Below are 26199 nucleotides of genomic sequence, written 5' to 3'. Positions count from 1 at the left end.
AAATAGAAAATAGGTTTTGATATATGGTACATCCTAAAGTTTCACAATCCATGCTATTGAGTTTGGCACTCATTTTATTTATCCAGATTATTTATCTACCTTATGCTTTATTTTTGGTGCTCTGTATTGAGCTTATATATTTATGGCATATTCAAAAAAGTAAAAAAAATGTCTCCAAAGCAATAAAATTTAGTTTTACAGCAATTGCACTTGGCGCGATTTATCTGCATTACCATACCTTTGTTGGTGTTGAGGCTGGGGTAGCATCGCTGACAACTTTTCTATTTGCAAAAGCATTAGAAACCCAAAAAAAACGTGATTTGATCATCGTTTTTAATTTTGCCTTATTCGTGGCGGCAAGTACGTTTTTATACAGTCAAACGTTGTATGTTGCTTTGGGAGTGGTGCTGTGCTTAGTGAGCTGTTTTGTAGGACTGTATAGAATTCAAACCGCGGAGTTTCTGTCCACTCCTGAAACTAAAAATGGCTTAAAGCACGATGTCATTCATGTCGGTAAATTCATCGGATTGGCAATTCCTTTTTTTATACTACTCTTTATTTTTTTTCCACGATTACCTCCGCTCTGGCATATCCCCATTCAACAAAATAAGGGGATGACAGGAATCAGTGATTCTATGTCCCCAGGTGACATTGCTGAGCTGTCTCAGTCAAATGAATTGGCATTTCGTATTATTGGTGATATCACAAAATTACCGAAGCGTTCAGAAATGTATTGGCGAGCTTTGGTCTTAGATAAATATGATGGTCAAAAATGGACGAGTCATGGATTTAATAGAGGGCTAAATGAGTTAAACTCTTATCAACTTTCTAATTTAAATCAAAAAGTTGATTATCAGTATTTGGCTAAAGATTCTTCTGTAGAATGGATCATGGGATTAGAGCAATCTGTACCTCAACAACGAAATTATTATCTCCGTTATGACGGTGGTATTTCAGCTCAACGACCTATTCAAACGGCTCAACCCATAAACTTAGTTTGGTTAGGGCGTGAGACGAAAATAAATCATGAACTTAGTCAGTTTCAAACTCAGTATTACACCCAGTATCTCCATCAGAGTGATATCAAAAGTCAAAGTTTAGCGTGGGACTTATTTATTAAAAGTGGAGAGCAGCCAGAGCGTTATATCCAGCAAGTTTTAGACTGGTTTAAGCAAAATAGCTTTCAGTATTCTTTATCTCCCGGTGTTTTGAATGGTGATCGGATAGATGCATTTCTGTTTAATTCACGACATGGATTTTGTGAGCATTTTGCTTCTAGTTTTGTCATGTTGATGCGTTATGTCGGTATTCCTGCCCGAGTCGTGACTGGTTATCAAGGAGGTCAATTTGCGCCAGACCAAAAAAGTTGGGAAGTGAGGCAGTTAGATGCACATGCTTGGACTGAAGTATATTTTGGAGGTCAATGGCAGAGGATTGATCCCACTGCAATGATTGCTCCAGAGCGTATTGACCAGGGAATGCAAAGTTTAATTCAAAATAATCAAACACTTTACTCTGAGAATAAAAATTGGTCAGTTACAAAATATCCTTTTTTGACAAAAATTCGCGTATGGAGTGATTACGCAAGTTATCAATGGCAAAGTAAAGTTGTTGGATATAACGCTGATCAACAGCAGAGTTGGATGACAAAATTTGGAATTCATTCAGTTGCTTCAGTGTTTGTGATTATCCTTGCAAGCTCACTGAGCATATTAGGATGTTATGCACTATGGATGTTGAGGAAAAAAAGAAAACACTATTCACAAATCGACTGGGTACTTCATGTTTTTAATAGAAAATTAGGACTTCACAATCGCCGTTATTCTTACGAAACGGTTCGACAATGGTTAGAAAGAATTTCATCACCTTTAAGTCAAAATGATAGAGCTGTTTTCCTCGAAATTATCATTCTGTACGAGCACTTAAGTTATTCACAATCGAGTATTTCTAAACAAGAGTTCGCAAATTTTAAGTCAATGATTAAAACTTGTTCATATCTTTTGGTTAAATATGAAAAAGGCTTGTCAGCCAAGTGATTTTTGCATAAGATGCGAAGCATTCTAGGTGTATAGCTCAGTTGGTTAGAGCGCTACGTTGACATCGTAGAGGTCTCCAGTTCGAGTCTGGATATACCTACCAAGATTTAAAAAAAGGGCTTAAGTATTTTACTTAAGCCCTTTTTTCGTAAGCAAGACATTACTTCTTTATTTAAAAGTAAAGTATTCGTTATCACTTACTCTATCAAGAAAAATTTCGTTTCAAAAATCTCTAAATTTGATATTAAATTATATATTTTAAGTATAAATACCCAAAATGCTTTAATCTAAATATTGGGTATTTCCGTAATTTATTAATATACCGGTACATTAACACTTACAATAACGCCCGAAATGTACGCTTTTGCCATCCTGTTTAAATATGAGACACGTATAATGTTCATATTACAGGGAAGTTGAGATCAACGTTCATTACCAGTTCTTCACTTTTCATTCAGAAGTAATGAAATTCATACAGTATTATCAAACTAAAGATGGATACTATTTTGTATGTTATTTCATCAAAATAGCGTACTAAAAGCTTATTTCATTGACTGAAATGCGACGAAGAACGATACTCTCAACGTTTTAATTTAAGCAAATCGGTTCTAAGAGACTGGACCAAAAGTTCGGTGCTCTGTAACTCAATCCAAAGCAAGGGGCTATATATGGCTGGTGGAAAGTCAACTATCATCTACACACTGACCGACGAGGCGCCATTACTGGCGACTTACTCACTACTGCCGATCATTGAGACCTTTACTAAGCCTGCTGGTGTTGAGATTGTAAAAACTGACATCTCAGTTGCAGCACGCGTGCTCGCTGAATTCTCTGAATACCTTAGCGAAGAGCAGAAAGTATCAGACAATCTTGCAGAATTAGGTCGTCTTACACAAGATCCAGACACAAACATCATCAAACTTCCAAACATCAGTGCATCTGTAGCTCAGTTGACTGCATGTATCAAAGAGCTTCAATCAAAAGGCTATGCAATTCCAGATTATCCTGAGAATCCTACGACTGAAGAAGAAAAAGCACTTAAAGCACGTTTTGGTAAATGCTTAGGTTCAGCAGTAAACCCAGTATTGCGTGAAGGTAACTCTGACCGTCGTGCGCCTGCTGCTGTTAAAAACTATGCGAAAAAACACCCACATTCTATGGGTGAGTGGAAACAGTGGTCACAAACTCACGTTTCTCACATGGATGAAGGTGACTTCTATCACGGCGAAAAGTCTATGACTTTAGATCGTCCTCGCAATGTGAAAATGGAATTGATCACGAATTCTGGTGAAACTATCGTTCTTAAAGACAAAGTTGCACTGCAAGACGGCGAAATCATCGATTCAATGTTCATGAGCAAGAAAGCGCTTTGTGACTTCTATGAAAAAGAATTAGATGATTGTAAAGAAGCGGGCATCTTGTTCTCTTTACACGTTAAAGCAACCATGATGAAAGTTTCACACCCGATCGTATTTGGTCACTGTGTGAAGATTTATTACAAAGAAGCGTTCGAAAAACACGGTAAACTGTTCGACGAACTAGGTATTAACGTAAACAACGGTATGGCTGGTCTTTACGAGAAGATCGAAACTTTACCGACTTCTTTACGTGAAGAGATCATCGAAGATCTACACGCATGTCAAGAACACCGTCCTGCTTTAGCAATGGTGGATTCAGCAAAAGGTATCACTAATTTCCATTCTCCAAACGACGTGATCGTAGATGCTTCTATGCCTGCAATGATCCGTGGTGGTGGTAAAATGTGGGGTGCTGACGGCAAGCCTTACGACTGTAAAGCAGTAATGCCTGAATCTACATTTGCACGTATTTACCAAGAAATGATCAACTTCTGTAAGTGGAATGGTAACTTTGACCCACGTACAATGGGTACTGTACCTAACGTTGGTCTAATGGCTCAAAAAGCTGAAGAATACGGTTCACACGACAAAACTTTCGAAATCGCGCAAGCTGGTGTAGCTAACATCACAGATATCGAAACTGGCGAAGTTTTAATGTCTCAAAACGTGGAAGAAGGTGATATCTGGCGTATGTGTCAGGTGAAAGATGCACCGATCCGCGACTGGGTAAAACTAGCTGTAACACGTGCACGTAACTCTGGTATGCCAGCAATCTTCTGGTTAGACCCATACCGTCCACACGAAAACGAATTGATCAAGAAAGTTCAAAAATACTTAAAAGATCACGATACAGATGGTCTAGACATCCAAATCATGTCTCAAGTACGTGCAATGCGTTACACACTTGAACGTGTTGCTCGTGGTCTAGATACAATCTCTGTAACGGGTAACATTCTACGTGACTACCTCACTGACTTGTTCCCAATTATGGAGCTTGGTACTTCTGCGAAAATGCTGTCTATCGTGCCTTTAATGGCGGGTGGTGGTATGTACGAAACTGGTGCAGGTGGTTCAGCACCTAAACACGTACAACAACTTGTTGAAGAAAACCACTTACGTTGGGATTCTTTAGGTGAGTTCCTTGCACTCGCTGTTTCACTTGAAGAGCTTGGTATTAAAGAAAACAACCCTAAAGCTAAACTTCTTGCGAAAACATTGGATGCTGCAACTGGTAAATTACTTGACAACGACAAATCTCCATCACGTCGTACAGGTGAGTTAGACAACCGTGGTAGCCATTTCTATCTAGCTAAGTTCTGGGCTGAAGAATTAGCAGCTCAAGACGAAGATGCTGAATTAAAAGCGACATTCTCTACTTTAGCGAAGACTTTAGCTGAAAATGAAGAGAAGATCGTTGCTGAACTTGCAGAAGTTCAAGGTAAACCTGTTGATATCGGTGGTTACTACGCAATCGATCAAGAGAAAGTAAATGCAGTTATGCGTCCAAGTGCAACTTTAAATGCTGCTATTGCAAGCATCTAATAACACTTAATTTGAACTGAATTTCAGTTTGGCGGATTAAAAAAAGCTGGTACTTCGGTACCAGCTTTTTTTATTAAAATTTTTGTAAATAAAACACTGATAACGCCCAATTAGAGAGAGCTTAAGGGGAGGATTTAAAAAACTTTCATTCAATTTGCAAGCATTTCTGATTACAATGCGTTTTAATTTATTTTTAACTTATCTAGCTGTTTGGATAAGTTCTGTAGGTGCCCGCATGGAAATCAAAGTCAATTATCTCGACAATCTTCGACAGGAAGCAAAGTTCGACGATTTCACGGTTATTGCCGATCAACCTATTCGTTATAAAGGTGATGGATCTGCGCCAGGCCCATTTGACTATTTTCTTGCGTCTTCAGCATTATGTGCAGCTTATTTTGTAAAGGTGTATTGTGCTGCACGAGATATTCCTACAGAAAATATTCGATTATCCCAAAATAATATTGTTGATCCAGAAAACCGTTATAAACAAATTTTTAAAATTCAAGTCGAATTACCCTCAGATATCTCTGAGAAGGATCGACAAGGTATTTTACGTTCAATCGACCGTTGCACTGTAAAAAAAGTCATTCAAACAGGTCCTGAATTTGTTATTGAGGAAGTTGAAAGCATTGATGCGGATGCTCAAGCTTTACTTATGCCAAATATTGCCAAGGAAAATGTGACTGTTATTCCGGGCAAAGATTTACCGCTTGAAGAAACGATTGCCAATATGTCTGCAATTTTGGCGGGCTTAGGAATGAAGATTGAAATTGCATCTTGGCGAAATATTGTGCCAAACGTATGGTCTTTACATATTCGCGATGCACAAGCGCCAATGTGCTTTACCAATGGTAAAGGTTCAACGAAAGAGAGTGCTTTAGCGTCTGCATTAGGCGAGTTTATTGAACGTTTGAATTGTAATTTCTTCTATAACGACCAATTTTGGGGTGAAGAAATCGCAAATGCTGAATTTGTGCATTACCCTGATGAAAAGTGGTTCCAACCAGGTCCAAATGGTGAATTGCCATCAGAAATTTTAGATGAATATACACTTGAAATTTACGATCCTGAAGATGAATTATTAGGCACACATCTGTACGACACAAATTCTGGCAATACTGCGAGAGGTATTTGTTCGTTACCTTTTGTACGCCAGTCGGATGGTGAGATTGTATATTTCCCTTCAAATTTGATTGAAAATTTGTATCTGTCAAATGGTATGAGCGCAGGAAATACCTTGGCTGAAGCACAAGTACAATGTTTATCTGAAATATTTGAACGTGCAGTGAAGCGCGAAATTTTAGAGGGTGAAATTACCCTGCCAGATGTACCTGAACATGTTCTAGCAAAGTACCCAAAAATAGTTGAGGGTATTAAGGGGCTTGAGGAGCAAGGTTTTCCAGTGCTGGTCAAAGATGCTTCATTAGGTGGGAAATTCCCAGTCATGTGCGTGACATTAATGAATCCAAGAACGGGTGGCGTTTTTGCATCATTCGGGGCTCATCCAAACTTTGAAGTTGCATTAGAACGCAGCCTAACAGAGCTTTTACAAGGTCGTAGTTTTGAAGGTTTAAATGACTTACCACGTCCTACTTTCAATAGCCATGCACTGACAGAACCAAATAACTTTGTGGAACACTTTATTGATTCATCGGGTGTTGTGTCTTGGAGATTCTTCAGTTCGAAATCTGATTATGATTTCGTAGAGTGGGATTTCACCAGTCAAGGTGAAAATACAAACGCTGAAGAAGCTGAAAAGATGTTCAATATCCTAAAAGAGATGGGTAAAGAAGTTTACATGGCTGTATACCAACATTTAGGTGCAACTGCATGCCGAATTCTGGTGCCAGGATATTCTGAGGTGTATTTGGTTGAAGATCTGGTTTGGGACAATACCAATAAAGCTTTAGCCTTTAGAGAAGATATTCTTAACTTACATCGTTTAGATAATGAACAGCTCGAAGCTTTGCTAGAGAAACTTGAAGAAGTTGAAGTGGATGACTATACCGATATTATTACCTTGATTGGTGTTGAATTTGACGATAATACGGTGTGGGGTCAGTTAACTATTCTTGAATTAAAACTATTAATTAACTTAGCTTTGGAAAATTTCGAAGAAGCGAAAGACCAAGTAGAACAGTTCTTACAATACAACACCAATACCGTAGAACGAGGCTTATTCTATCAATGCATGGATGTTGTATTAGAAGTGTTGTTAGATGAAGAAATGGAAATTGAAGACTATGAACCGAATTTTAGACGTATGTTCGGTGATGAGAGAGTTGATGCTGCAATAGGCTCAATCGAAGGTGATGTGCGTTTTTATGGATTGACGCCAACCAATATGCAACTTGAAGGTCTCGATCGTCATTTAAAACTTATTGAGAGCTATAAGAAGCTTCATGCTGCCAGAGCACGTTTTGTTTCTCAACAAAACTGATCGAATGAAAGGCCACTATGAAGAGTGGCCTTTTTATTTTAAAGATCAGCAAATCGATGCATCTAGTTAGGGTGCTCAATTTTTTATCATAAAATGAAGTTGTTATGAAAAGTACTGATAGTATTTATTAAAAATAGTAATTTATTGATATTTAAGGGAAATAATTCTATTTAACTGGTATTATTAGCTAAATGCATTATCATAGTGCATGACGAGTTAACTTAAGGCGAGCATTATGAATTTCTTGAAAAAAAAGAATAAAGCAAGTTTCGTTTTCTTTATTATTACTGCGTATTCCTGTTTGGGCTTTGGATTAGGTTACCTAATTTGGGAATACCTCCAAATGAAATAATGTTCATATTGATCGGTAAGAGTGCAAATTTAGAAAGTATTCACTGTTAGCAAGCTTAATTTACTCTACCATTTAAAATTAAATGATCTAAAAATCATCAGTGATTTTTTAAGGGGTATATTTAAATTTATATTTTTTAACGTGATTTAAATAAAGATTAAATTTTAGCGTTTTATAACCTATGACTGTGTATTCAGCCCTTCAAATTCAGTCTATGTTATAATTAAAAATATATCCCGATAGATCGAATTGTCTAGCGACTGTTCAATTGATAGATCATCATATCAAAGCTGCTTTATTGCAGCTTTTTTAATTGTGCTTCAATTTATCGGAAATGTCATTTTGGTACGTTTATTGAATGCGTCATCTGAGCTACATTTGCCAATGAATCATTGAATAAATGATCTAAATAATTTTTACGACTCGCTCGATCTTAAGCAGGGGCTCGACAATGACAAATCCAAATTCTTCAGCGGGTTTGCTTGAACGCTTATTTAAACTAAGCGAAAACAAAACAACTTTTCGAACTGAAATGATTGCAGGGATGACGACATTCCTGACAATGTGCTACATCATCATTGTCAATCCAATGATTCTGTCTGAAACAGGAATGGATCATGGTGCGGTATTTGTTGCGACATGTTTGGCAGCAGCAATTGGTTGTTTTGTCATGGGTATTATTGCCAATTACCCAATCGCATTGGCTCCGGGTATGGGCTTAAATGCATATTTCACCTATTCGGTATGTTTAGGAATGGGTGTGCCTTGGCAAACCGCTTTAGCTGCGGTATTTGTGTCTGGTCTGGTCTTCATCGCGATCAGTATGTTTAAAATTCGTGAAGCTATCGTGAATGCCATTCCAATGTCTTTAAAATTGGCTATTGGTGGTGGTATTGGTTTATTCCTAGCATTAATCGCTTTGAAAAATGCTGGCATCATTGTGGATAATCCTGCGACTCTAGTGGGTTTAGGTGATTTAAAACAACCAACCGTTCTCTTAGCCTTATTCGGTTTTTTGATGGTTGTTGTTATGCATCACTTTAAAATACGTGGTGCGATTATCATTAGTATTTTAGTGCTGACTGCAATCTCAACATTCCTAGGATTGAGTGAATTTAAAGGTGTGATTGGTCAAATTCCTTCAATTGCACCAACATTCATGCAAATGGATTTTGAAGGCTTATTTACCGCAAGTTTAATCGGTGTAATTTTTGTGTTCTTCTTAGTTGATCTATTTGATTCAACAGGAACGCTGGTTGGTGTTTCACATCGTGCTGGTTTACTCAAAGATGGTAAATTACCACGTTTGAAGAAAGCTCTGTTTGCCGACTCTTCAGCGATTGTTGCTGGTGCTGCATTAGGTACATCATCAACGACACCATATATTGAGTCTTCTGCGGGTGTAGCAGCAGGGGGGCGTACAGGTCTTACAGCGGTAATAGTTGGCTTACTTTTTATTGCTTGTTTGTTCTTAGCACCGTTGGCTCAATCTGTTCCTGGATTTGCAACTGCACCAGCCTTACTCTTTGTAGGGGTATTGATGATTCAGGGTATTACACATATTGATTGGGATGATATTACTGAAGCGGTTCCTGCTTTCTTAACGATCGTGTTTATGCCGTTCACTTACTCAATCGCTGATGGTATTGCCATGGGCTTTATCAGTTATGCGTTGGTGAAGTTACTTACAGGTAAAGCATCTACAGTACCATATATGGTATGGATTATCGCAGTATTATGGGCGCTAAAATTTGCAATGTTTGGCGGCTAATTTTTAACAGTTTTTAAAAGGGTGTAAACTCAGTTTGCACCCTTTTTATTTTTGGTTTCATGAGGAGTAGCAATGAACCGTGTTGAGTTAATTAAAGCTTTACCTAAAGCTGAGCTTCATGTCCATATTGAAGGGACATTTGAACCTGAGTTGATGTTTGCCATTGCTCAGCGCAATGAAATTGCAATCCCATATCAATCAGTTGAAGAAGTCAAACAGGCTTATAATTTTCACAATCTGCAATCATTTCTAGATATTTACTATGCAGGTGCGAATGTATTGATCAATGAGCAAGATTTTTATGATCTTGCATGGGCATATTTTGAAAAATGTGCAGAAGATCGAGTGGTTCATACTGAAATGTTTTTTGATCCGCAAACCCATACGGATCGTGGTGTGTCATTTGAAACGGTAATTAAAGGCTTAAAACGAGCTTGCCACGATGCTGAGGTAAAATTAGGCATCACAACGCATTTGATTATGTGTTTCTTACGTCATTTGAGTGAAGAGGCAGCATTTGAAACACTTGAACAGGCTTTACCTTACAAAGACCAAATTATTGGGGTAGGGTTAGATTCAAGTGAAGTTGGGCATCCACCTTCTAAATTTGAAAGGGTATTTGCAAAATCACGTGATGAAGGATTTTTGGTTGTTGCTCATGCAGGTGAAGAAGGTCCAGCAGAATATGTCTGGGAAGCTTTGGATTTACTTAAAGTGAATCGTATTGATCACGGCGTACGCTCTGAAGAAGATCCAAAGTTGTTGGCGCGTTTGATTGCTGAAAAAATGCCTTTAACGGTTTGTCCATTATCAAATTTAAAGCTTTGTGTTGTAGATGATATGGCAGATCATAATATTCGCCGTTTGTTACAGCAGGGTGTGCATGTAACCGTCAATTCAGATGATCCATCTTATTTCGGTGGGTATATGAATGATAACTTTATTGCGATTGCTGAGGCCTTAGATTTAACAAATCATGAATTAAAGCAACTCGCTATAAATTCATTTGAAGCATCGTTTATTTCCGATGTGCAAAAACAAAAGTGGAAAGATAAAATTCTCGCAATTTAAAACAGTTAAACTTGTTTATGTGAAATACTGGAAGGTGGGGGCAAAATCCCACCTTTGGTTTAATATGCTTTAAACAATAGAGCCGAATGTGATGTTGAAATTGAAGTCTTTGTTTTGCTTGAGTCTGCTAATGTTGCCCGTAGTTATCGCGAATGCAAATACGACATTTACACAGCGTATATTAAAGCCTGTCATCCAGTATCAATGTGAGCGTGAAGTCGACCATTCAAAAATATGGAAAATAACGACATATTTAATGAATGAAGAAAACAAAAAGAAATTAAAATTAGAAACCTGTGATTGTGTATCAAATCATGCTTTAAAAGATATTCCGGCTCAGGAACTTGCCAAAGCAACAGTTAACGAAGATATCAAGCAAGAAGTCATTCGAAAAGCCATGTTGAATAGCCTAAAAGCATGTGTGATTAGCTCTAAATCTCACTCAGAAATTTAGAGCCGTACTCAATCAATCTTTAGGTTGTTTGGTCATGCTGTCTAAGACATGATCTTTATCTATAAAGTGATGCTTTAATGCCGCAGCAATATGTCCGAGTAAAAGTAAACCTGCAGCCCAAGAAATCCAAATATGAAGTGGTTTTACAATTTCAGTTACTTGAGGATTCTCACCTATTAAAGCAGGTAGATCAAATAAGAATAATACTGGTGCAGGGTAGCCGAGACTCCAACTCCATAAGCAACCCGTAATTGGTAAAGCCAGAAGCATAAAATAAAGTCCAAGATGCCCTAAATGTGAGAGTCTTTTCATGAGGGGAGACATTGTCTCTGGTAACTCGGGTGCAGGATGAGTGTAGCGCCAAAAGATACGAACCACGACCAGAAAAATAATGGTGGTTGCAATATTTTTGTGAAGCGTGATGACGTCACCTTTGAAGCTACCATCTACTTCATAACTTAAAAAATTGCCGCTATAAAAGCCGATCGCCCACGCCGTGATAAAAATAATCGCCATGACCCAATGCAAGATTTGAGCTGTACGTGTGTAATATTTGGATTTATTATTCATGATATAAACTTATGATTGAATTTCGCACATAATAATTTAAGCATAAATTATTTATAAGTATTGAAATGGGACACAGTGTTGAAAATATGCAACGGAATGCGACTTATAACTGAACATATAGTCGGGAAATACAAAAAATCTATTTCTTCATGATGTTACATTAGGCAAAATAGCTCAATTCGTAAGATCATAAGGACAATACTGTGAAAAAATTAATCGCTTTACTCGCACCAATGACATTAGTGCTCGGAGCTTGTGCTACAGGTACAACAGGGACATCATCACCTGCCGCAAATACCACTCAACAGTTAGGTTCGGCTGCACTTAAAATTGCGATCAATGCAAAATGCACAACTGAATTGAACAATATTTCTGCGTGGAAAACTGCAACGAAATTAATGACTGCACAGCAGAAAGAAAATATCCAAGGTGAAATTTGTGGATGTGTAAGTGAAAAAGCTCCTCAAAGCGTAACTACGGTTGATTTGGCTACAGCAGCGATTGATCCAACAGCACGTGCAACAATCGTCAGCAATATCGTGACTAAAACTATTAATGAATGTGTAGCTGAAGCTGTACGTTAATTTTAAAGATATATGAATAGGCTGATTTTGATCGGCCTATTTTTTTAAGGATAAATTAGGAAAATGATGTTGATTGCTGGTGCTGATGAAGCAGGGCGCGGTCCACTGGTGGGATCGGTCGTTGCGGCTGCTGTAATTTTGGATCCTAACAATCCGATTCTTGGGTTAAATGATTCTAAAAAACTCAGTGAAAAGAAACGTGAAAAATTATTTATAGAGATCAAAGAAAAAGCACTAGCTTGGGCTATCGCTGAAGCGAGTCATCAAGAAATTGATGAACTCAATATATTGAATGCTTCGTTGTTGGCAATGCGTCGTGCCGTTGAACAATTGACTGTGCAACCACAACATGTATTGGTTGATGGTAATAAAATTCCCCAAGGATTGAGTATGAGTTGTGATGCTGTAGTTGGAGGAGATGCATTACATCCAGAAATTTCTGCTGCCAGTATCCTGGCTAAGGTGACACGTGATCATCAAATGTTAGAACTTGATGCTAAATATCCTCAGTTTGGTTTTGCAAAACATAAAGGCTACCCGACCAAAGCTCATTTTGAAGCTATTGCACAGTTTGGCGTGGTTGAAGAGCACAGGCGTAGTTTTGGTCCAGTACGCAAATCATTGGGACTTTAAACAGCTTAAACACCAAAAATTTAAAGCGGCTAAATTTAGCCGCTTTAGTCACAAAATCATTTCTAATCAACGATTGAAATCATTTTGAGTGTAATTCTCTTCTTCGTAAGAAGGTTGGTAATCTTGGTCAAGATGTTGCAAGTGCTCATGCATCGCACGTTCATGCTGAATTCGTTGATAGATTTCTTCACGATGTACAGATACTTCTTTAGGCGCATTCACACCAATTCGCACTTGGTTACCTTTTACACCAAGTACAGTGACACTGACTTGATCCCCAATCATTAATGTTTCACCAACACGACGGGTGAGAATCAGCATGTTTATCTCCTTGCTTAAACGCTAAACCTGCGATAGTTTTTTCAAAAAGTGAAAATAACAACCTCGGCACCACGAAATATTTTAATAGATAAATGTGACGAATTTAACCATTCGCACAGGACTATTGAAATTATCCCATAAACCTCTAGACCTAATATAACAGAGCCACTATAGGAAAAACTATAGTGGCTCTGAATATTTCTTCATCAAGTATGCATTGTTTCTGCTAACTCATGGCAGAAAATTAAGCACGTGCGCTAGACTCACCATGTTCGCGGTCAAGACCAAACGCAGTGTGAAGTGAGCGAACAGCAAGCTCTAAATAATTTTCTTCAATAATAACAGAGATTTTGATTTCAGAAGTTGAAATCATCAGGATATTGATGCCTTCATCAGCAAGTGCTGTAAACATTTTACTTGCAACACCAGCATGAGAGCGCATACCAACACCTACGATAGATACTTTTACAATATCATCACGTGTTGCAACTTCACGAGCACCGATTGCTTGAGCAGTTTCTTCAAGAATTTTTTTAGCTTTAGCAAGTTCGCCACGATTGACTGTGAATGTGAAGTCAGTTGTACCATCTTCTTCAACGTTTTGGATGATCATATCCACTTCGATATTAGCATCACCAATCGGTTTTAAAATTTTAGATGCAATACCAGGAAGATCAGGCACACCTAAGATAGTTAATTTAGCTTCGTCACGGTTAAATGCGATACCAGAGATAATTGGCTGTTCCATGTTGTCTTCCAATTCAGTAGTGATAAGTGTTCCGACGTTGTTTTTAAATTCTTCGTCAAATGCGCCATCATTTTCATTGTCGAAGCTAGAGAGTACGCGTAAAGGGACTTGATATTTACCCGCGAACTCAACAGAACGGATCTGTAAAACTTTAGAACCAAGAGAAGCCATTTCAAGCATTTCTTCAAAAGAAATACGATCAACTTTCTTCGCTTTTGGTGCAACACGTGGATCTGTTGTATATACACCATCCACATCTGTATAAATTTGGCATTCATCCGCTTTGAGTGCAGCTGCTAATGCAACACCAGAAGTATCAGAACCACCACGACCCAAAGTTGTTGTGTTTCCATTAGCATCAAAACCTTGGAAACCTGCAACAACGATGACACGACCAGCATCCAATTGTTCAGTCATGACATCTGTATCAATTGATTCAATACGTGCTTTTGTGAATGAGCTGTCAGTTTTAATACCAACTTGGCGTCCAGTCAAAGATTTCGCTTCCACACCGATAGAATTCAGTGCCATTGCTAACATTGAAATCGTTACCTGTTCACCCGTTGAAACCATTTGGTCTAATTCTCGTGGGTCAGGGGTGTCGGTAATGGCTTTCGCTAAAGCGAGTAGGCGATTAGTTTCACCACTCATTGCTGATACAACAACCACAACCTTGTGGCCGTGATCATGCCAACGCTTTACACGACGAGCAACATTTAAAATGCGCTCAGGAGTACCCATTGAAGTACCGCCATATTTTTGAACGATTAATGCCATAGTTGTTCCATATAAACCATGACCTTGAAGAGTTGTTCAAGGTCAGTTACACAAAAGGTGAAGTTTTATTTTGCAGCTAGCCAAGCAGTTAATTCTGCCATGACAGAAGCAAACTTCTCGTTAAGTGGCGCGCCACCTTGTGCCAAATCAGGCTTACCACCACCTTTACCACCTAGCTCAGTTGCTAAGTGTTTGATGATGTCACCTGCTTTTATAGAAGCTGTGAAGTCTTTAGCTACAGATGCGATCAAGCTCACCTTGTCACCCTCTACACCTGCAAGGACAATCACAGCATTTTCTAATTTTGATTTCACACCGTCGTGTAGATTGCGAAGTGATTTCGCATCCATACCTTGAACAGTCGTGATTAACGTTTTGCGACCTGCAATTTCCTTAACTTGGCTAAGTAGTTCACCCGCCTGTAAATGTGCAAGTTTTTGATTCAATTGATCGATTTGCTTTTGTAAGCTTGATGCTGTGTCCGCTAAGGCTTCAACTTTCTCAATCGTTTGATCTTTTTGTGCTTTCAATAAGCCATTAATCGTGTTGATGTCTCGATCAGCTTTTTGAGCCACCTCAATTGCTTTCGAACCTGTAACTGCTTCAATACGACGTACACCTGCAGCAACACCGCCTTCAGAAGTGATTTTGAACAGACCAATGTCACCTGTACGTTTTACGTGAATGCCGCCACAAAGTTCGATCGAGAAGTTTTTCTCTTCAATGATTGAACCCATAGAAAGTACGCGAACTTCTTCGCCATATTTCTCACCAAACAACATCATCGCGCCTTTAGCTTTTGCAGATTCGATGTCAAGGAGTTCGGTTGTTACAGGCGTATTGGCAATCACTTCAGCATTTACCAGACGTTCAATTTCTTGAATCTGTTCAAATGTCACGGGTTGATCATTGGCAAAGTCGAAACGTAACACGTCAGAAGCAACCAATGAACCTTTTTGTTGAACATGTGAACCCAAGATTTGACGAAGTGCAGCATGTAGAAGGTGAGTCGCAGAGTGGTTACGTGCTGTTGCTGCACGGATGTCTGCTTTAACTGTTGCTTCTACATTTTGAGTAACTTTAAAGTTACCCATGGTCACGATACCTTGGTGAACGAACGCACCACCAGATTTTTTCGTGTCTTGAACTTCGAAAATACCTGTATCGTTTTTAAAGATACCTGTATCACCGATTTGACCACCGCTTTCTGCATAGAAAGGTGTTTGGTTTAGAACGATTAAAGCTTCATCACCTTCAACGACTTCATCAACTTGTTCGCCATCTTTATAGATTGCGATGATTTGACCCTCACCAGCAGTTGCATCGTAGCCGTCAAACTGAGTTTCGCCTTCAACTTTTACAACGCTGTTGTAGTCGATTGCGAATTTACCCGCATCACGTGCACGTTGACGTTGAGCAGCCATTTCTTTTTCAAAACCAGCTTCGTCAATCGTTAAATCACGTTCACGTGCGATGTCAGCCGTTAAGTCAGTTGGGAAGCCGTACGTGTCGTAAAGTTTGAATACTACTTCGCCTGGAATTACAGAACCTTTTAAGTTCGCAAGTTCGCCCTCAAGCAATTTCAAACCTTGTTCTAAGGTTTTAGCAAATTGCTCTTCTTCTTTTAAAAGTTGCGCTTCGATACGCGCTTGTTGTGCTTCAAGTTCAGGATAGGCAGCGCCCATCACCTCAATTAAAGGCTTTAACATTTTGTGGAAGAATGAACCTGTCGCACCCAACTTGTTACCATGACGAACTGCACGACGGATGATACGACGTAGAACGTAGCCACGCCCTTCATTTGATGGGTTTACGCCATCAGCGATTAGGAATGAGCACGAGCGTGCATGGTCGGCAACGACTTTAAGTGATGCTGGGTATTCAACTGGTTTGCCTTCCGCTTGCGCTTTCGCTTCAAGTTCAGCAGTATCTAAACCAATAATTTCAGCTGCAGCTTTTAATAGGTGTTGGAATAGATCAATTTCGTAGTTTGAGTTGACGTGTTGTAAAACAGCAGAAATACGCTCTAAGCCCATACCTGTATCGACAGACGGAGCAGGAAGCGGATGGAGTACGCCATCAGCAGTACGGTTAAACTGCATGAATACGTTGTTCCAAATTTCGATGAAGCGGTCGCCATCTTCTTCAGGTGTGCCTGGTAAGCCGCCCCAAATGTGATCGCCATGGTCATAGAAAATTTCAGAACATGGACCACAAGGACCTGTATCGCCCATTGCCCAGAAGTTATCTGAAGCGTATTGACCGCCTTTGTTGTCGCCGATACGGATAATGCGAGACTCATCTAGACCGATTTCTTTGTTCCAGATGTCGAATGCTTCATCATCAGTGTGATAAACCGTTGCATATAATTTGTCTTTAGGTAGACCTAACCATTTTTCATTGGTTAAGAAATCCCAAGCGAATTTAATCGCGTCACGTTTAAAGTAATCTCCGAAAGAGAAGTTACCTAACATTTCAAAAAACGTATGGTGACGAGCTGTGTAGCCCACGTTATCTAAGTCGTTATGTTTACCGCCAGCACGAACACATTTTTGTGATGACACTGCACGTACATAATCTCGTTTTTCTAGGCCTAAGAAGCAATCTTTGAACTGGTTCATACCAGCATTTGTAAAGAGCAAAGTTGGGTCGTTGGCAGGAACTAGAGAACTCGACGCGACACGTGTGTGGCCTTGCGATTCAAAGTAACGCAAAAATGCTTCACGAATTTCAGCTGATGTCATAAAACGAGTACTCACAACCAAGTCACTCCATTAATTCTGTATTGGCAAATAATATGTCTGGGAAATAAAGTGCGAATTCACAAAAAAATTCACCCCAGCATATCGGGCTAAAAGTTTAAAAACGCCAAATTATAACGGAATTTGCCACCTGTACCAATGATTTTAAAGTGTTTTAATGACAATTCTCTTTAATTCTGATTTTAGGTGAAATTTTAATCATTATTGGTGTTGAGATCATTTTCAAATGCTTAAGCAGTGTATCTCGCACGAAGATCAATCAAAAATATTGAGTAGTCATAAGACCATTATTTATTACTGAATATTTTAGAAATACTTTAACATAGAGCTTTCAAGAACTTGTATTAAAGAGTTGAAGGTTACATATGCAGCGTATCGCAATTAATGGATTTGGACGAATCGGGCGAAATGTTTTAAGAGCTTGGTTTGAAAATCCAAAACAATTCAATTTTGAAATCGTTGCGATTAATGATGTGGCTGATGTAGAAACTTTAATTCATTTATTTAAATATGACACCACACATGGAAGATTTCATGGGGAAGTGGAGTTGAGTTATGTTGCAGAGCAAGTATTTCTCAATATTTATGCCTATCAAAAAAAATTATCTATTGAAGTCCACTGTCAAACAGAACCTGATCAACTGCCATGGAAGCGTTTAAACGTTGATGTTGTTTTAGAGTGTACTGGTTTATTTAGATCTCGAGCAGAAGCGACACGCCATCTCAATGCTGGCGCTCAACGTGTGATAATTGGGGCTGCACCTTTTGATACGGTTGATGCTGCAATTGTCTACGGGGTAAATCATACAGAGGTTAAAACTACGGATCAGATTATTTCGAGTGTTTCATGTACGACACAAGCATTGGTTCCTCTGGTCAAAATTATTGACGATGCCTTTGGCATAGAAAGTGCGTTAATGACAGAAATTCATGCTGTTACAGCGGATCAATCCGTTTTAGATCATGTTCACCGCGATTTACGTCGTGCGAGGGCATCTGGGCAAAACATTATTCCAACGACTTCATCTGCTCTAGGTGCAATCAAACGTGTCATGCCAAAAATGGAAGGGCGAATAGATGGTTACTCAATTCGTGTTCCTACCATTAATGTGGCAGCTATTGATTTGACATTTATAGCGCAACAGCCAATTACAGACCATCAGTTAAATGAAGCGTTAATTTCAGCAGCACGAGAGCAATTTTCGGAAATTATGTCGGTAACAGATGAGCCTTTAGTATCATCTGACTTTAATCATTCTCCGTTTTCACTCATTGTAGATTTAACTCAAACCATGGTGGTCGGGAAGCAAGCTAAAGTCTATGCTTGGTATGATAATGAGTGGGGATATACCAATCGTTTACTAGATTTATGTCATTCATTTCCAGATCAGTCATGAAACTGAAATGCTGTGTCTTTTATAAAGGCTTAAGTCTATAACATAGATCAACTGCTAGTGCGTTCAGAATTACCAATAGAAGCTTATGAATAATCTAAAATTCCGATTTAATTATTCAAAAGTCTGATGCACATGGGGGTTGATCGTGATAGACTAGGAGAAATCGGGTGTGTTCCCGATTTTTTTATGCGGATTTGTTCCGCGCTGACAGAATTTAGGTTTACAACATGCCCATTTCAGAGACATGGTTATTACCTGATGGTGTAGCTGATGTATTACCAGAGCAAGCGCAAGTTATTGAAACTTTGCGTCGTACCGCGTTAGATTTCCTCGCAGCTCGAGGTTATCAATTGGTGTACACGCCATTTATTGAATACATCGAATCTCTATCTTCTCTTTCAGAATCGAATCAAGATTTAGACTTAGCCACATTTAAAGTAATCGATCAACTTTCAGGTCGTTTACTTGGTGTGCGTGCAGATATGACGCCTCAGGTGGCGCGTATTGATGCACACGTGTATCCAGTTGAAGGTGTTGCACGCTATTGCTACGCTGGAACGGTACTTCATACCAAACCACAAGGTTTCAATACCACACGTGCGCCTTTACAGCTCGGTGCTGAGTTGTTTGGTTCAGACAGTATCGATGCTGACGTCGAAATGATCGATGTTATGTTGGAATTATTAAAAAATACAGGTGTAACTGAGGCGATCCATTTAGATATTGGACACGTTGGTCTATTCCGTAGCTTAGTTAAACATGCAGGATTGAACAAAGCTACAGAGTCGCATCTATCTGATTTATATCAGCGTAAAGCATTGCCAGAACTTGCTGAATATACGCAACAACTTAAATTCGGATCTGATTTTTATTCGCTTGGTCGTTATGCAAGTGATTTAGTCGCTTTAAAATCACATTTAAGCCAAGAAATCTTAGAAGATTCGGCATTCCAAGAAGCATTTAATGCAGTTCAAAGCACACAAGATGCGATTCAGCAACGTTGGCCAAATCTGCATATTGGTATCGATGTAGTAGAGCTTCGTTCATATCACTATCACACTGGCTTAATGTATGCAGTGTATGCACCAAATCGTGCTGCGCCATTAGCTCAAGGTGGACGTTATGATGGTATTGGTGAGCATTTTGGTCGTGCACGTCCAGCAACTGGCTTTTCATGTGACTTATACGCTTTAAGCGCTGGTCAATTTAAAGCATTGGAAGTGATCGTTGCACCTAAGGGCAATAATGCTGACCTAGTCAAAGCAATTCAAGGATTACGTGATCAAGGTAAAAGCGTTGTGCAGTTGCTTGGTCAAGATGAGTTGAATTCAGTACCTAACGCGACTCACCAGTTGGTGAATCAAGCGGGTGAGTGGAAACTCGAACAGATTTAATCACCTGATTTGAATACTAAATTTCAAATCATGTTCTTCAATTTTAACAGCATGATGCAATGAGGCTATTATGGGCAAGAATGTTGTGGTACTTGGTACCCAATGGGGCGACGAAGGTAAAGGTAAAATCGTTGACCTGCTCACAGATCAAGCGGCTGCAGTTGTTCGCTATCAAGGTGGACACAATGCAGGTCATACTCTCGTCGTAGGTGGTAAGAAAACTGTTTTACACCTCATTCCATCTGGTATTTTACGTGAAAACGTACTTTGCTTAATTGGTAACGGTGTAGTGCTTTCTCCTGAAGCGTTAATCAAAGAGATGACGATTCTTGAAGAGCAAGGTGTGCCAGTTAAAGAACGTTTACGTATTTCTCCAAACTGTCCATTAATTTTGCCAAACCATATTGCATTAGACCAAGCACGTGAGAAAAAACGTGGGAATGCCAAGATTGGTACAACAGGTCGTGGTATTGGTCCAGCTTATGAGGATAAAGTTGCACGTCGTGCGGTTCGTGTCGCTGATTTAGTGCGTGGTGGTGATCATCTCAAAGCATTGCTTGAAGAGTTACTTGAATACCATAACTTCCAATTAACACAATTCTACGGTGTAGAAGCGGTTAAGCTTGAAGACGTGCTTGCGTTATGTGATCAATGGCGTGAAGTTGTTGCTCCACTGGTTGTTGATGTTACTGGCGAATTGCATAAATATCGTAAGAACGGTGACAACATCATGTTTGAAGGTGCTCAAGGCTCACTTCTTGATGTTGACCATGGTACTTATCCATACGTAACATCTTCAAATACGACTGCTGGTGGTGTGAGTTCTGGTTCTGGTCTTGGTCCATTACACCTTGACTATGTATTGGGTATTACCAAAGCTTATACAACTCGCGTAGGTGCAGGTCCATTCCCAACTGAGTTGGTTTATGATGCTGCAAACGATGTTGGTGATGCAATTGGTAAGCACCTTGGTACTGTAGGTTCAGAATTTGGCGCATCTACTGGTCGCCAACGTCGCTGTGGTTGGTTCGATGCTGAAATCCTTCGTCGTTCAGTAGAAGTAAACTCACTTTCGGGTATTTGCTTGACTAAACTTGACGTTCTTGATGGTTTAGAAGAAATCAAAATTTGTGTAGGTTATGAAGCTGCAGATTCGGGCTGCGTAGGTTCTTCTGATGCACTTGCATTTGAAACTTTAAAACCAATTTACGAAACAATGCCTGGTTGGACTGAGTCTACTTTTGGTGCTAAATCTTTAGACCAATTGCCAGAAGCAGCAATCAACTATATTAAGCGACTTGAACAGTTAATCGAATGTCCAATCGACATCGTATCAACTGGTCCAGACCGTGATGAAACCATTATTCTTCGTCACCCGTTTGAAGCTTAATTAAAAGTTTTAAAAAAGCCCTGTGATATCACAGGGCTTTTTTTGATCTAAACAACGACCAAAGTTGTATAAAAATTGGCTGTGCTGAATCTTAGAGATTGTTAAAATCGAATGTATAAAATAATAGAGTGTGCAGGATGCATAAAAATACTTCTGGAACAATGTTTTATTCGTTGTTATTTGCAATGGGGGGGGCACCCACGATTGCGATGATGATAATTCGATCTCAAACAGTAGCCGAAGATGTGGTCTACCAAGTCTTTATTGGGCTGTCGATTATGATCGCTTGCATATTGGTCCCTATTATTTTAATTCAGAACACCTATTTATTTTTTAAACGTAAAGATGAGAAGCTTGAAACTCGTTTAAAACCGTGGAGTCAAACCTATCTCGTGCTTAATATTTTTTGTTTGGTCTTTTGGATCAGTTATCAATTTGTTTACTAAATTACATAACAAATAAAAAAGTGAAGAAAAATGAGATATTAAGCTTAGTTGAGTTTGTCTATAATTATGAACAAGTACTTTCAAGTAGATTGGAACATTATAATGAAGAACAAATTATTGCTCGGTCTTACAGCATCTGCGGTAATCTCGATTTCAGGGTGTACAACATTTGCGGATATGGCGGGTGCGGACTCAGCGACATTAAATGCAGCTGCTGCACAAAGTTACTCGCAAGCCATTGATACAGCTCGCAGCAAGGGCTTATTGGATACAAGCTCAAATACCTATAAGCGTATTACCAATGTCTACAATCGTTTGCGTCCATATGCTGATCAAATGAATCAAACGGGTCAGTCATTCCAATGGCAGGTATCTGTAATTAAATCAAGTGAATTAAATGCTTCTGTCATGCCGGGTGGTAAAGTTGTTTTTTATACAGGTATTGTGGAACGTTTAAATTTAACAGATGCTGAAATTGCGGCCATCATGGGACATGAAATGATCCATGCTTTGGAAGAGCATGCAAAAAGTAAATTGGGTGCTCAAGCTTTAACTGACTTGGCTTTAGGTGTTGGTTTAAGTGCAGCTGGGGTAGGTCAAGGTGGCGCAGCAGTTGCACAAATTGGTTCTCAACTGGGTGTAGGGTTGCCTTATTCACGTAACTTGGAGAGCCGTGCTGATCAGGGTGGATTAATGTTAATGGCTCGAGCTGGTTATAACCCACAAGCAGCGATTACATTATGGGAGAAAATGGCTAAAGCAAGTAATGGTGGCAATGCATCTTTCTTATCAACACACCCTTCAAATGCTCAACGAATTGAGGCGATGCGTAAAAACTTACCTGCAGCTCAAGCGATTTATAACCAAAGTCGCCGTTAAAAGAATAAAGCTAAAAAAGGATGCGTTAGCATCCTTTTTTTATATTCACCACTTAGTAAATTGTTATCACAGTATGGCTTTGATTCAAATGTATTGAAATCGAATTTATTAGACACTTAAGGTGCTGGATTTGGCTGTTGTTTATGGATGATCTCAATTTCCTGAAGTATTTCTTCTGACAATGACACATTAAAAGCATCAATATTTTCTTTGAGTTGATTTAAATCGGTTGCACCAATGATTGTGCTGGTCACGAAGAACTGCTGCTTAATGAAAGCTAACGCCAATTGCGTTAATGTCAGTCCATGTTTTTCTGCTAAGAGGGCGTATTGTTCAGTTGCCCATTCACTTTCAGGATTACTATAACGCACAAATCTAGAGTATAAGGTGACTCTGGCATTTGCAGGTCTCGCACCATGTCTAAATTTTCCTGTTAAATAGCCAAAAGCGAGCGGTGAATAGGCCAGTAAACCGATGCCTTCAAATTTAGCAATCTCCGACATGCCGATTTCATAGGTACGATTTAATAAGTTATAGGGGTTTTGTACAGAAACAAATTTAGACAGCCCTAACTTTTCAGCTAAATGTAGAAATTTCATGGTTCCCCATGGTGTCTCATTGGAGAGTCCGATATAACGAATTCTACCTCTATTAATTTCCGCTTGAAGGGCAGATAAGGTTTCCTCGAGTGGTGTGATATCTAGTGTACTGTGAGCATGGTGATTGGTATAACCCAATTGACCAAACATATTGGTTGGGCGTTGAGGCCAATGCAGCTGATAAAGATCAATATAGTCAGTTTTTAAGCGTCTAAGATTTGAGTCTAAGGCTGAGCTGATGTCGCTGGCAGTATAGCGAGTTGTGCCGCCTCTAATATTGCTACCACCTTGGCCTGGACCTGCAATTTTTGAAGCAAGAAAAAGTTGATCACGTTGGCCGCGCTGCTGAATCCAATTGCCGATAATTTCTTCCGTCGCGCCTTGAGTTTCGACTTTAGGTGGTACTGGGTACATCTCTGCAGTATCCCAAAAATTTAACCCCCGCTCGAGTGCATATTCCAGTTGTTGGAAAGCCTCGGACTGGCTATTTTGCTCACCAAAGGTCATTGTTCCTAAACAAATTTCGGGAACGTGTATATCTGTTTGCCCAAGTCGATTAAATTTCATGCTCAACATCCTTGCTGTATTTTTTAAGTTGATATATTGAAATCATACCTAATCTAAGATTCAAAACGTATGTAAAATAAATTCGAAAGTTTTCAGAAAAAAGGCAATAAAAAAGCAAATCGTCAGATTTGCTTTTTTGAATGTAGATCAGATTAAAATTTATTCATCATCATTGTTGTCAAAGTCTTCTTCAACAGAATTTACTGCTTCTAATGATGAATCAAAAATTAAGATAGCTTTACCATCAGTTTCAATCATGCCTTGTTCTTCAAGTGTTTTAAGAACACGACCAACCATTTCACGTGAACAACCTACAATACGACCAATTTCTTGACGAGTAATACGAATTTGGCGTCCATTTGGAAGAATCATTGCTTCAGGTTGAGCTGACAAGTCGATTAAACAACGTGCAATACGACCCGATACATCAATAAATGCTAGGTCAGTTACTTTTCGAGTTGTATTTTTTAAGCGACGAACGAGCTGTGCGAACACCGCATAGCTAAGATCTGGATACTGCTTACTTACTTCATGGAAGTTAGCATATGAAATTTCAGCAATCTCACATACATCACGTGTACGTACTTCTGCAGTACGCTGAGGATTACTTTCAAATAATCCCATCTCTCCAAAAAAGTCCCCTGGGTTTAAATAGGCTACAACAATTTCACGTTCATCATCTTCACGTAAAATAATTGAAACCGACCCTTTTAAAATTAGATACAGAGATTTCGACTCTGAGCCCGCATCAATAATTGAAGTTCGTTTTGGAAATCTATTGATGTGCGCACGCTTGAGCAAAGCTTTGACAGATTCAGGTAATTGACCTGGCGACAAAGCATCTGTACTAAGTTGTGAAAAATTAGAAGTCATGCTTTTTAAATTCCGATTTGGATAGTAACTAGATCTTTAGACCTAAATAAACTTGCCACGTGAAGCATAAGAGGTGAAATTCCTTATCAGCTCAATATATGCTAGTGTACAGTCCTAAGTAAATTTATAGTTTTTTTTAGGTAGTTGCAATGCATACTAGCGTACATTGGTTAGAGAATGTTGCTTTTGAAGCAAAATCTGAAAGCGGTCACCAAATTATCATGGATGGTGCTGAAGCTTACGGTGGTGAAAACCGTGGTCCACGTCCGATGGAACTTATATTAATGGGGCTTGGTGGGTGTGCTTCGTTCGATATTGTGACCATATTAAAAAAATCTAGACAAGATGTGATGGGTGTTCAATGTCAGTTGAAAGCCGAGAGGGCAGACACAATTCCTGCGGTTTTCACGAAGATACATTTGCATTTTGTGGTTACAGGAAAAGCAGTTAAAGAAAAGCAAGTTGCTAAAGCGGTTGAGCTATCTGCAGAAAAATATTGCTCAGCAAGTAAAATGCTTTCAGATGGCGGTGTTGAAATTACACATGATTTTGAAATCATTGAAGCCGAAGCTTGATTTTATCGAGTTGAAAAAAGCAACCTTAAGGTTGCTTTTTTTATGTAAGTTGAGCGAATCAATTTTACTCTTGTACCCATGGCAGATTGTGAAATCGCCAGCCATTGTAAGTACCACGATGGGAGTTGGGATCTAAATCACCTTCAAAACCTTGATCGATATTATATACGTTTGTGAAACCAGCATTATACGCCACACTCGCTGCTGCCGCGGAGCGCTTTCCACTACGGCACATGAGCAAAATGATATCATATACATTAACAAAAGATTGTAACTTCTCTAAAAACTCTGGGTTACGTTCAAGTGAGATGCCTGTCAGCCAAGGAATATGTTCTGAATGTTCGACATAACCTACGAATTTTCGCTCTTCATGTGTTCTGACATCAATAATGATCGCTTGTTGGGATTGGAACAAAAGCCACGCATCTTGGGGTTTTAAAGAGCCTGCAAAAAGGAGTGTATGATCTTCTACATTTTTTTTTGCTTCAGATAAAATAAATTTAATTTTATCTTGATGAACTTTATTTTCTGAGAGATTTATAAAATGATTCATGTAAGTATGCCTGAATGATTAAATCATCCGTTTATGGAAAACGGTGATTATTATAAGTTTTATCTATATTCTTTAAATAAATATAAAATTGATTGTTTATCTTATAA

General features: G+C 39.0%; 22 protein-coding genes and 1 tRNA gene. 16 read left to right on the top strand and 7 right to left on the bottom strand.

Annotated elements, in window-relative coordinates; genetic code table 11:
* The first annotated feature begins 23 nt into the window (after positions 1-23).
* From AC1M9L_RS02445 to AC1M9L_RS02410, 8 genes are all read left to right on the top strand, one after another.
* Positions 24-2036: a transglutaminase TgpA family protein gene (locus AC1M9L_RS02445; RefSeq protein WP_481591238.1), complete on the top strand. Its 2013-nt coding sequence runs from the start codon at positions 24-26 to the stop codon at positions 2034-2036.
* 26 nt (positions 2037-2062) lie between these two features.
* A tRNA-Val gene (locus AC1M9L_RS02440) sits at positions 2063-2139 on the top strand.
* 565 nt (positions 2140-2704) lie between these two features.
* The gene (locus AC1M9L_RS02435) at positions 2705-4936 is read left to right on the top strand and encodes an NADP-dependent isocitrate dehydrogenase (protein WP_481591237.1); all 2232 of its coding nucleotides are present in this window, start codon (positions 2705-2707) and stop codon (positions 4934-4936) included.
* A gap of 235 nt (positions 4937-5171) precedes the next feature.
* Positions 5172-7376, top strand: a complete 2205-nt coding sequence (locus tag AC1M9L_RS02430; RefSeq protein WP_481591236.1) for an OsmC domain/YcaO domain-containing protein — start codon at positions 5172-5174, stop codon at positions 7374-7376.
* Between the two features lie 235 nt (positions 7377-7611).
* Positions 7612-7728 carry a hypothetical protein gene (locus AC1M9L_RS02425; protein ID WP_092766106.1) on the top strand — a complete coding sequence of 39 codons (117 nt, stop codon included), beginning with the start codon at positions 7612-7614 and terminating at the stop codon, positions 7726-7728.
* Between the two features lie 451 nt (positions 7729-8179).
* Positions 8180-9499 carry an NCS2 family permease gene (locus AC1M9L_RS02420; RefSeq protein WP_481589776.1) on the top strand — a complete coding sequence of 440 codons (1320 nt, stop codon included), beginning with the start codon at positions 8180-8182 and terminating at the stop codon, positions 9497-9499.
* 72 nt (positions 9500-9571) lie between these two features.
* Positions 9572-10570, top strand: coding sequence for an adenosine deaminase (locus AC1M9L_RS02415; RefSeq protein ID WP_481591235.1), 999 nt, complete (start codon positions 9572-9574; stop codon positions 10568-10570).
* 130 nt (positions 10571-10700) lie between these two features.
* Positions 10701-11024 (top strand): hypothetical protein, encoded by a 324-nt coding sequence (locus AC1M9L_RS02410; RefSeq protein WP_481591234.1) that lies wholly within the window; start codon positions 10701-10703, stop codon positions 11022-11024.
* Between the two features lie 12 nt (positions 11025-11036).
* Here the strand turns inward: AC1M9L_RS02410 and AC1M9L_RS02405 are convergent, their stop codons facing one another.
* On the bottom strand, positions 11037-11594 hold the full coding sequence (locus AC1M9L_RS02405) for a cytochrome b (RefSeq protein WP_481591233.1): 558 nt from the start codon (positions 11592-11594) through the stop codon (positions 11037-11039).
* 203 nt (positions 11595-11797) lie between these two features.
* Here AC1M9L_RS02405 and AC1M9L_RS02400 point away from each other — a divergent pair, with 203 nt between their 5' ends.
* Entirely contained in the window at positions 11798-12178 is a 381-nt protein-coding gene (locus AC1M9L_RS02400) for a hypothetical protein (protein ID WP_481591232.1), read from the top strand.
* A 66-nt stretch (positions 12179-12244) separates the two neighbouring features.
* Positions 12245-12811 (top strand): ribonuclease HII, encoded by a 567-nt coding sequence (rnhB, locus tag AC1M9L_RS02395; RefSeq protein WP_180027870.1) that lies wholly within the window; start codon positions 12245-12247, stop codon positions 12809-12811.
* 66 nt (positions 12812-12877) lie between these two features.
* Here rnhB and csrA read toward each other — a convergent pair whose 3' ends face one another.
* The 3 genes from csrA to alaS all read right to left on the bottom strand — a co-directional run bounded on the left by csrA (position 12878) and on the right by alaS (position 17416).
* On the bottom strand, positions 12878-13132 hold the full coding sequence (gene csrA / locus AC1M9L_RS02390; protein WP_035265869.1) for a carbon storage regulator CsrA: 255 nt from the start codon (positions 13130-13132) through the stop codon (positions 12878-12880).
* Positions 13133-13376: 244 nt separating this feature from the next.
* A complete protein-coding gene (locus AC1M9L_RS02385; RefSeq protein ID WP_092766113.1) occupies positions 13377-14657 on the bottom strand; it encodes an aspartate kinase in 1281 nt (426 codons plus the stop codon).
* 65 nt (positions 14658-14722) lie between these two features.
* Entirely contained in the window at positions 14723-17416 is a 2694-nt protein-coding gene (gene alaS / locus AC1M9L_RS02380) for an alanine--tRNA ligase (protein WP_481591231.1), read from the bottom strand.
* Between the two features lie 368 nt (positions 17417-17784).
* On the opposite strand from alaS, the gene gap reads away from it, so the two are divergent.
* The 5 genes from gap to AC1M9L_RS02355 all read left to right on the top strand — a co-directional run bounded on the left by gap (position 17785) and on the right by AC1M9L_RS02355 (position 22925).
* Complete coding sequence (gene gap / locus AC1M9L_RS02375; protein ID WP_481588434.1) at positions 17785-18816, top strand: type I glyceraldehyde-3-phosphate dehydrogenase; 1032 nt, start codon at positions 17785-17787, stop codon at positions 18814-18816.
* Positions 18817-19043: 227 nt separating this feature from the next.
* Positions 19044-20210: an ATP phosphoribosyltransferase regulatory subunit gene (locus AC1M9L_RS02370; RefSeq protein WP_035265874.1), complete on the top strand. Its 1167-nt coding sequence runs from the start codon at positions 19044-19046 to the stop codon at positions 20208-20210.
* A 70-nt stretch (positions 20211-20280) separates the two neighbouring features.
* Positions 20281-21600 (top strand): adenylosuccinate synthase, encoded by a 1320-nt coding sequence (locus AC1M9L_RS02365; protein ID WP_035265875.1) that lies wholly within the window; start codon positions 20281-20283, stop codon positions 21598-21600.
* Between the two features lie 137 nt (positions 21601-21737).
* Positions 21738-22046: a hypothetical protein gene (locus AC1M9L_RS02360; RefSeq protein WP_481591230.1), complete on the top strand. Its 309-nt coding sequence runs from the start codon at positions 21738-21740 to the stop codon at positions 22044-22046.
* A gap of 102 nt (positions 22047-22148) precedes the next feature.
* Positions 22149-22925: a M48 family metallopeptidase gene (locus AC1M9L_RS02355; protein ID WP_481591229.1), complete on the top strand. Its 777-nt coding sequence runs from the start codon at positions 22149-22151 to the stop codon at positions 22923-22925.
* Positions 22926-23041: 116 nt separating this feature from the next.
* Here the strand turns inward: AC1M9L_RS02355 and AC1M9L_RS02350 are convergent, their stop codons facing one another.
* Together AC1M9L_RS02350 and crp are read right to left on the bottom strand one after the other, a co-directional pair.
* Positions 23042-24091 (bottom strand): NADP(H)-dependent aldo-keto reductase, encoded by a 1050-nt coding sequence (locus AC1M9L_RS02350; protein ID WP_180027586.1) that lies wholly within the window; start codon positions 24089-24091, stop codon positions 23042-23044.
* Positions 24092-24250: 159 nt separating this feature from the next.
* A complete protein-coding gene (crp, locus tag AC1M9L_RS02345) occupies positions 24251-24964 on the bottom strand; it encodes a cAMP-activated global transcriptional regulator CRP (RefSeq protein WP_035265881.1) in 714 nt (237 codons plus the stop codon).
* A gap of 149 nt (positions 24965-25113) precedes the next feature.
* Here crp and AC1M9L_RS02340 point away from each other — a divergent pair, with 149 nt between their 5' ends.
* Positions 25114-25539, top strand: a complete 426-nt coding sequence (locus AC1M9L_RS02340) for an OsmC family protein (protein WP_180027588.1) — start codon at positions 25114-25116, stop codon at positions 25537-25539.
* 64 nt (positions 25540-25603) lie between these two features.
* On the opposite strand, the gene AC1M9L_RS02335 is transcribed toward AC1M9L_RS02340, so the two are convergent.
* Complete coding sequence (locus AC1M9L_RS02335; protein WP_092766120.1) at positions 25604-26092, bottom strand: rhodanese-like domain-containing protein; 489 nt, start codon at positions 26090-26092, stop codon at positions 25604-25606.
* Positions 26093-26199 lie beyond the last annotated feature (107 nt).

Source organism: Acinetobacter sp. ANC_7511, assembly GCF_056779975.1.
This window is presented reverse-complemented; position numbering and strand designations above follow the sequence as displayed.

Coding starts and splice junctions, on each gene's coding strand:
- AC1M9L_RS02350 (WP_180027586.1), bottom strand. CDS start 24,091: ATGAAATTTAATCGACTTGGGCAAACAGATATACACGTTCCCGAAATT.
- AC1M9L_RS02365 (WP_035265875.1), top strand. CDS start 20,281: ATGGGCAAGAATGTTGTGGTACTTGGTACCCAATGGGGCGACGAAGGT.
- AC1M9L_RS02355 (WP_481591229.1), top strand. CDS start 22,149: ATGAAGAACAAATTATTGCTCGGTCTTACAGCATCTGCGGTAATCTCG.
- AC1M9L_RS02410 (WP_481591234.1), top strand. CDS start 10,701: ATGTTGCCCGTAGTTATCGCGAATGCAAATACGACATTTACACAGCGT.
- AC1M9L_RS02415 (WP_481591235.1), top strand. CDS start 9,572: ATGAACCGTGTTGAGTTAATTAAAGCTTTACCTAAAGCTGAGCTTCAT.
- csrA (WP_035265869.1), bottom strand. CDS start 13,132: ATGCTGATTCTCACCCGTCGTGTTGGTGAAACATTAATGATTGGGGAT.
- AC1M9L_RS02420 (WP_481589776.1), top strand. CDS start 8,180: ATGACAAATCCAAATTCTTCAGCGGGTTTGCTTGAACGCTTATTTAAA.
- rnhB (WP_180027870.1), top strand. CDS start 12,245: ATGTTGATTGCTGGTGCTGATGAAGCAGGGCGCGGTCCACTGGTGGGA.
- AC1M9L_RS02360 (WP_481591230.1), top strand. CDS start 21,738: ATGCATAAAAATACTTCTGGAACAATGTTTTATTCGTTGTTATTTGCA.
- crp (WP_035265881.1), bottom strand. CDS start 24,964: ATGACTTCTAATTTTTCACAACTTAGTACAGATGCTTTGTCGCCAGGT.
- AC1M9L_RS02370 (WP_035265874.1), top strand. CDS start 19,044: ATGCCCATTTCAGAGACATGGTTATTACCTGATGGTGTAGCTGATGTA.
- AC1M9L_RS02385 (WP_092766113.1), bottom strand. CDS start 14,657: ATGGCATTAATCGTTCAAAAATATGGCGGTACTTCAATGGGTACTCCT.
- AC1M9L_RS02425 (WP_092766106.1), top strand. CDS start 7,612: ATGAATTTCTTGAAAAAAAAGAATAAAGCAAGTTTCGTTTTCTTTATT.
- gap (WP_481588434.1), top strand. CDS start 17,785: ATGCAGCGTATCGCAATTAATGGATTTGGACGAATCGGGCGAAATGTT.
- AC1M9L_RS02405 (WP_481591233.1), bottom strand. CDS start 11,594: ATGAATAATAAATCCAAATATTACACACGTACAGCTCAAATCTTGCAT.
- AC1M9L_RS02445 (WP_481591238.1), top strand. CDS start 24: ATGGTACATCCTAAAGTTTCACAATCCATGCTATTGAGTTTGGCACTC.
- AC1M9L_RS02430 (WP_481591236.1), top strand. CDS start 5,172: ATGGAAATCAAAGTCAATTATCTCGACAATCTTCGACAGGAAGCAAAG.
- AC1M9L_RS02335 (WP_092766120.1), bottom strand. CDS start 26,092: ATGAATCATTTTATAAATCTCTCAGAAAATAAAGTTCATCAAGATAAA.
- AC1M9L_RS02340 (WP_180027588.1), top strand. CDS start 25,114: ATGCATACTAGCGTACATTGGTTAGAGAATGTTGCTTTTGAAGCAAAA.
- AC1M9L_RS02435 (WP_481591237.1), top strand. CDS start 2,705: ATGGCTGGTGGAAAGTCAACTATCATCTACACACTGACCGACGAGGCG.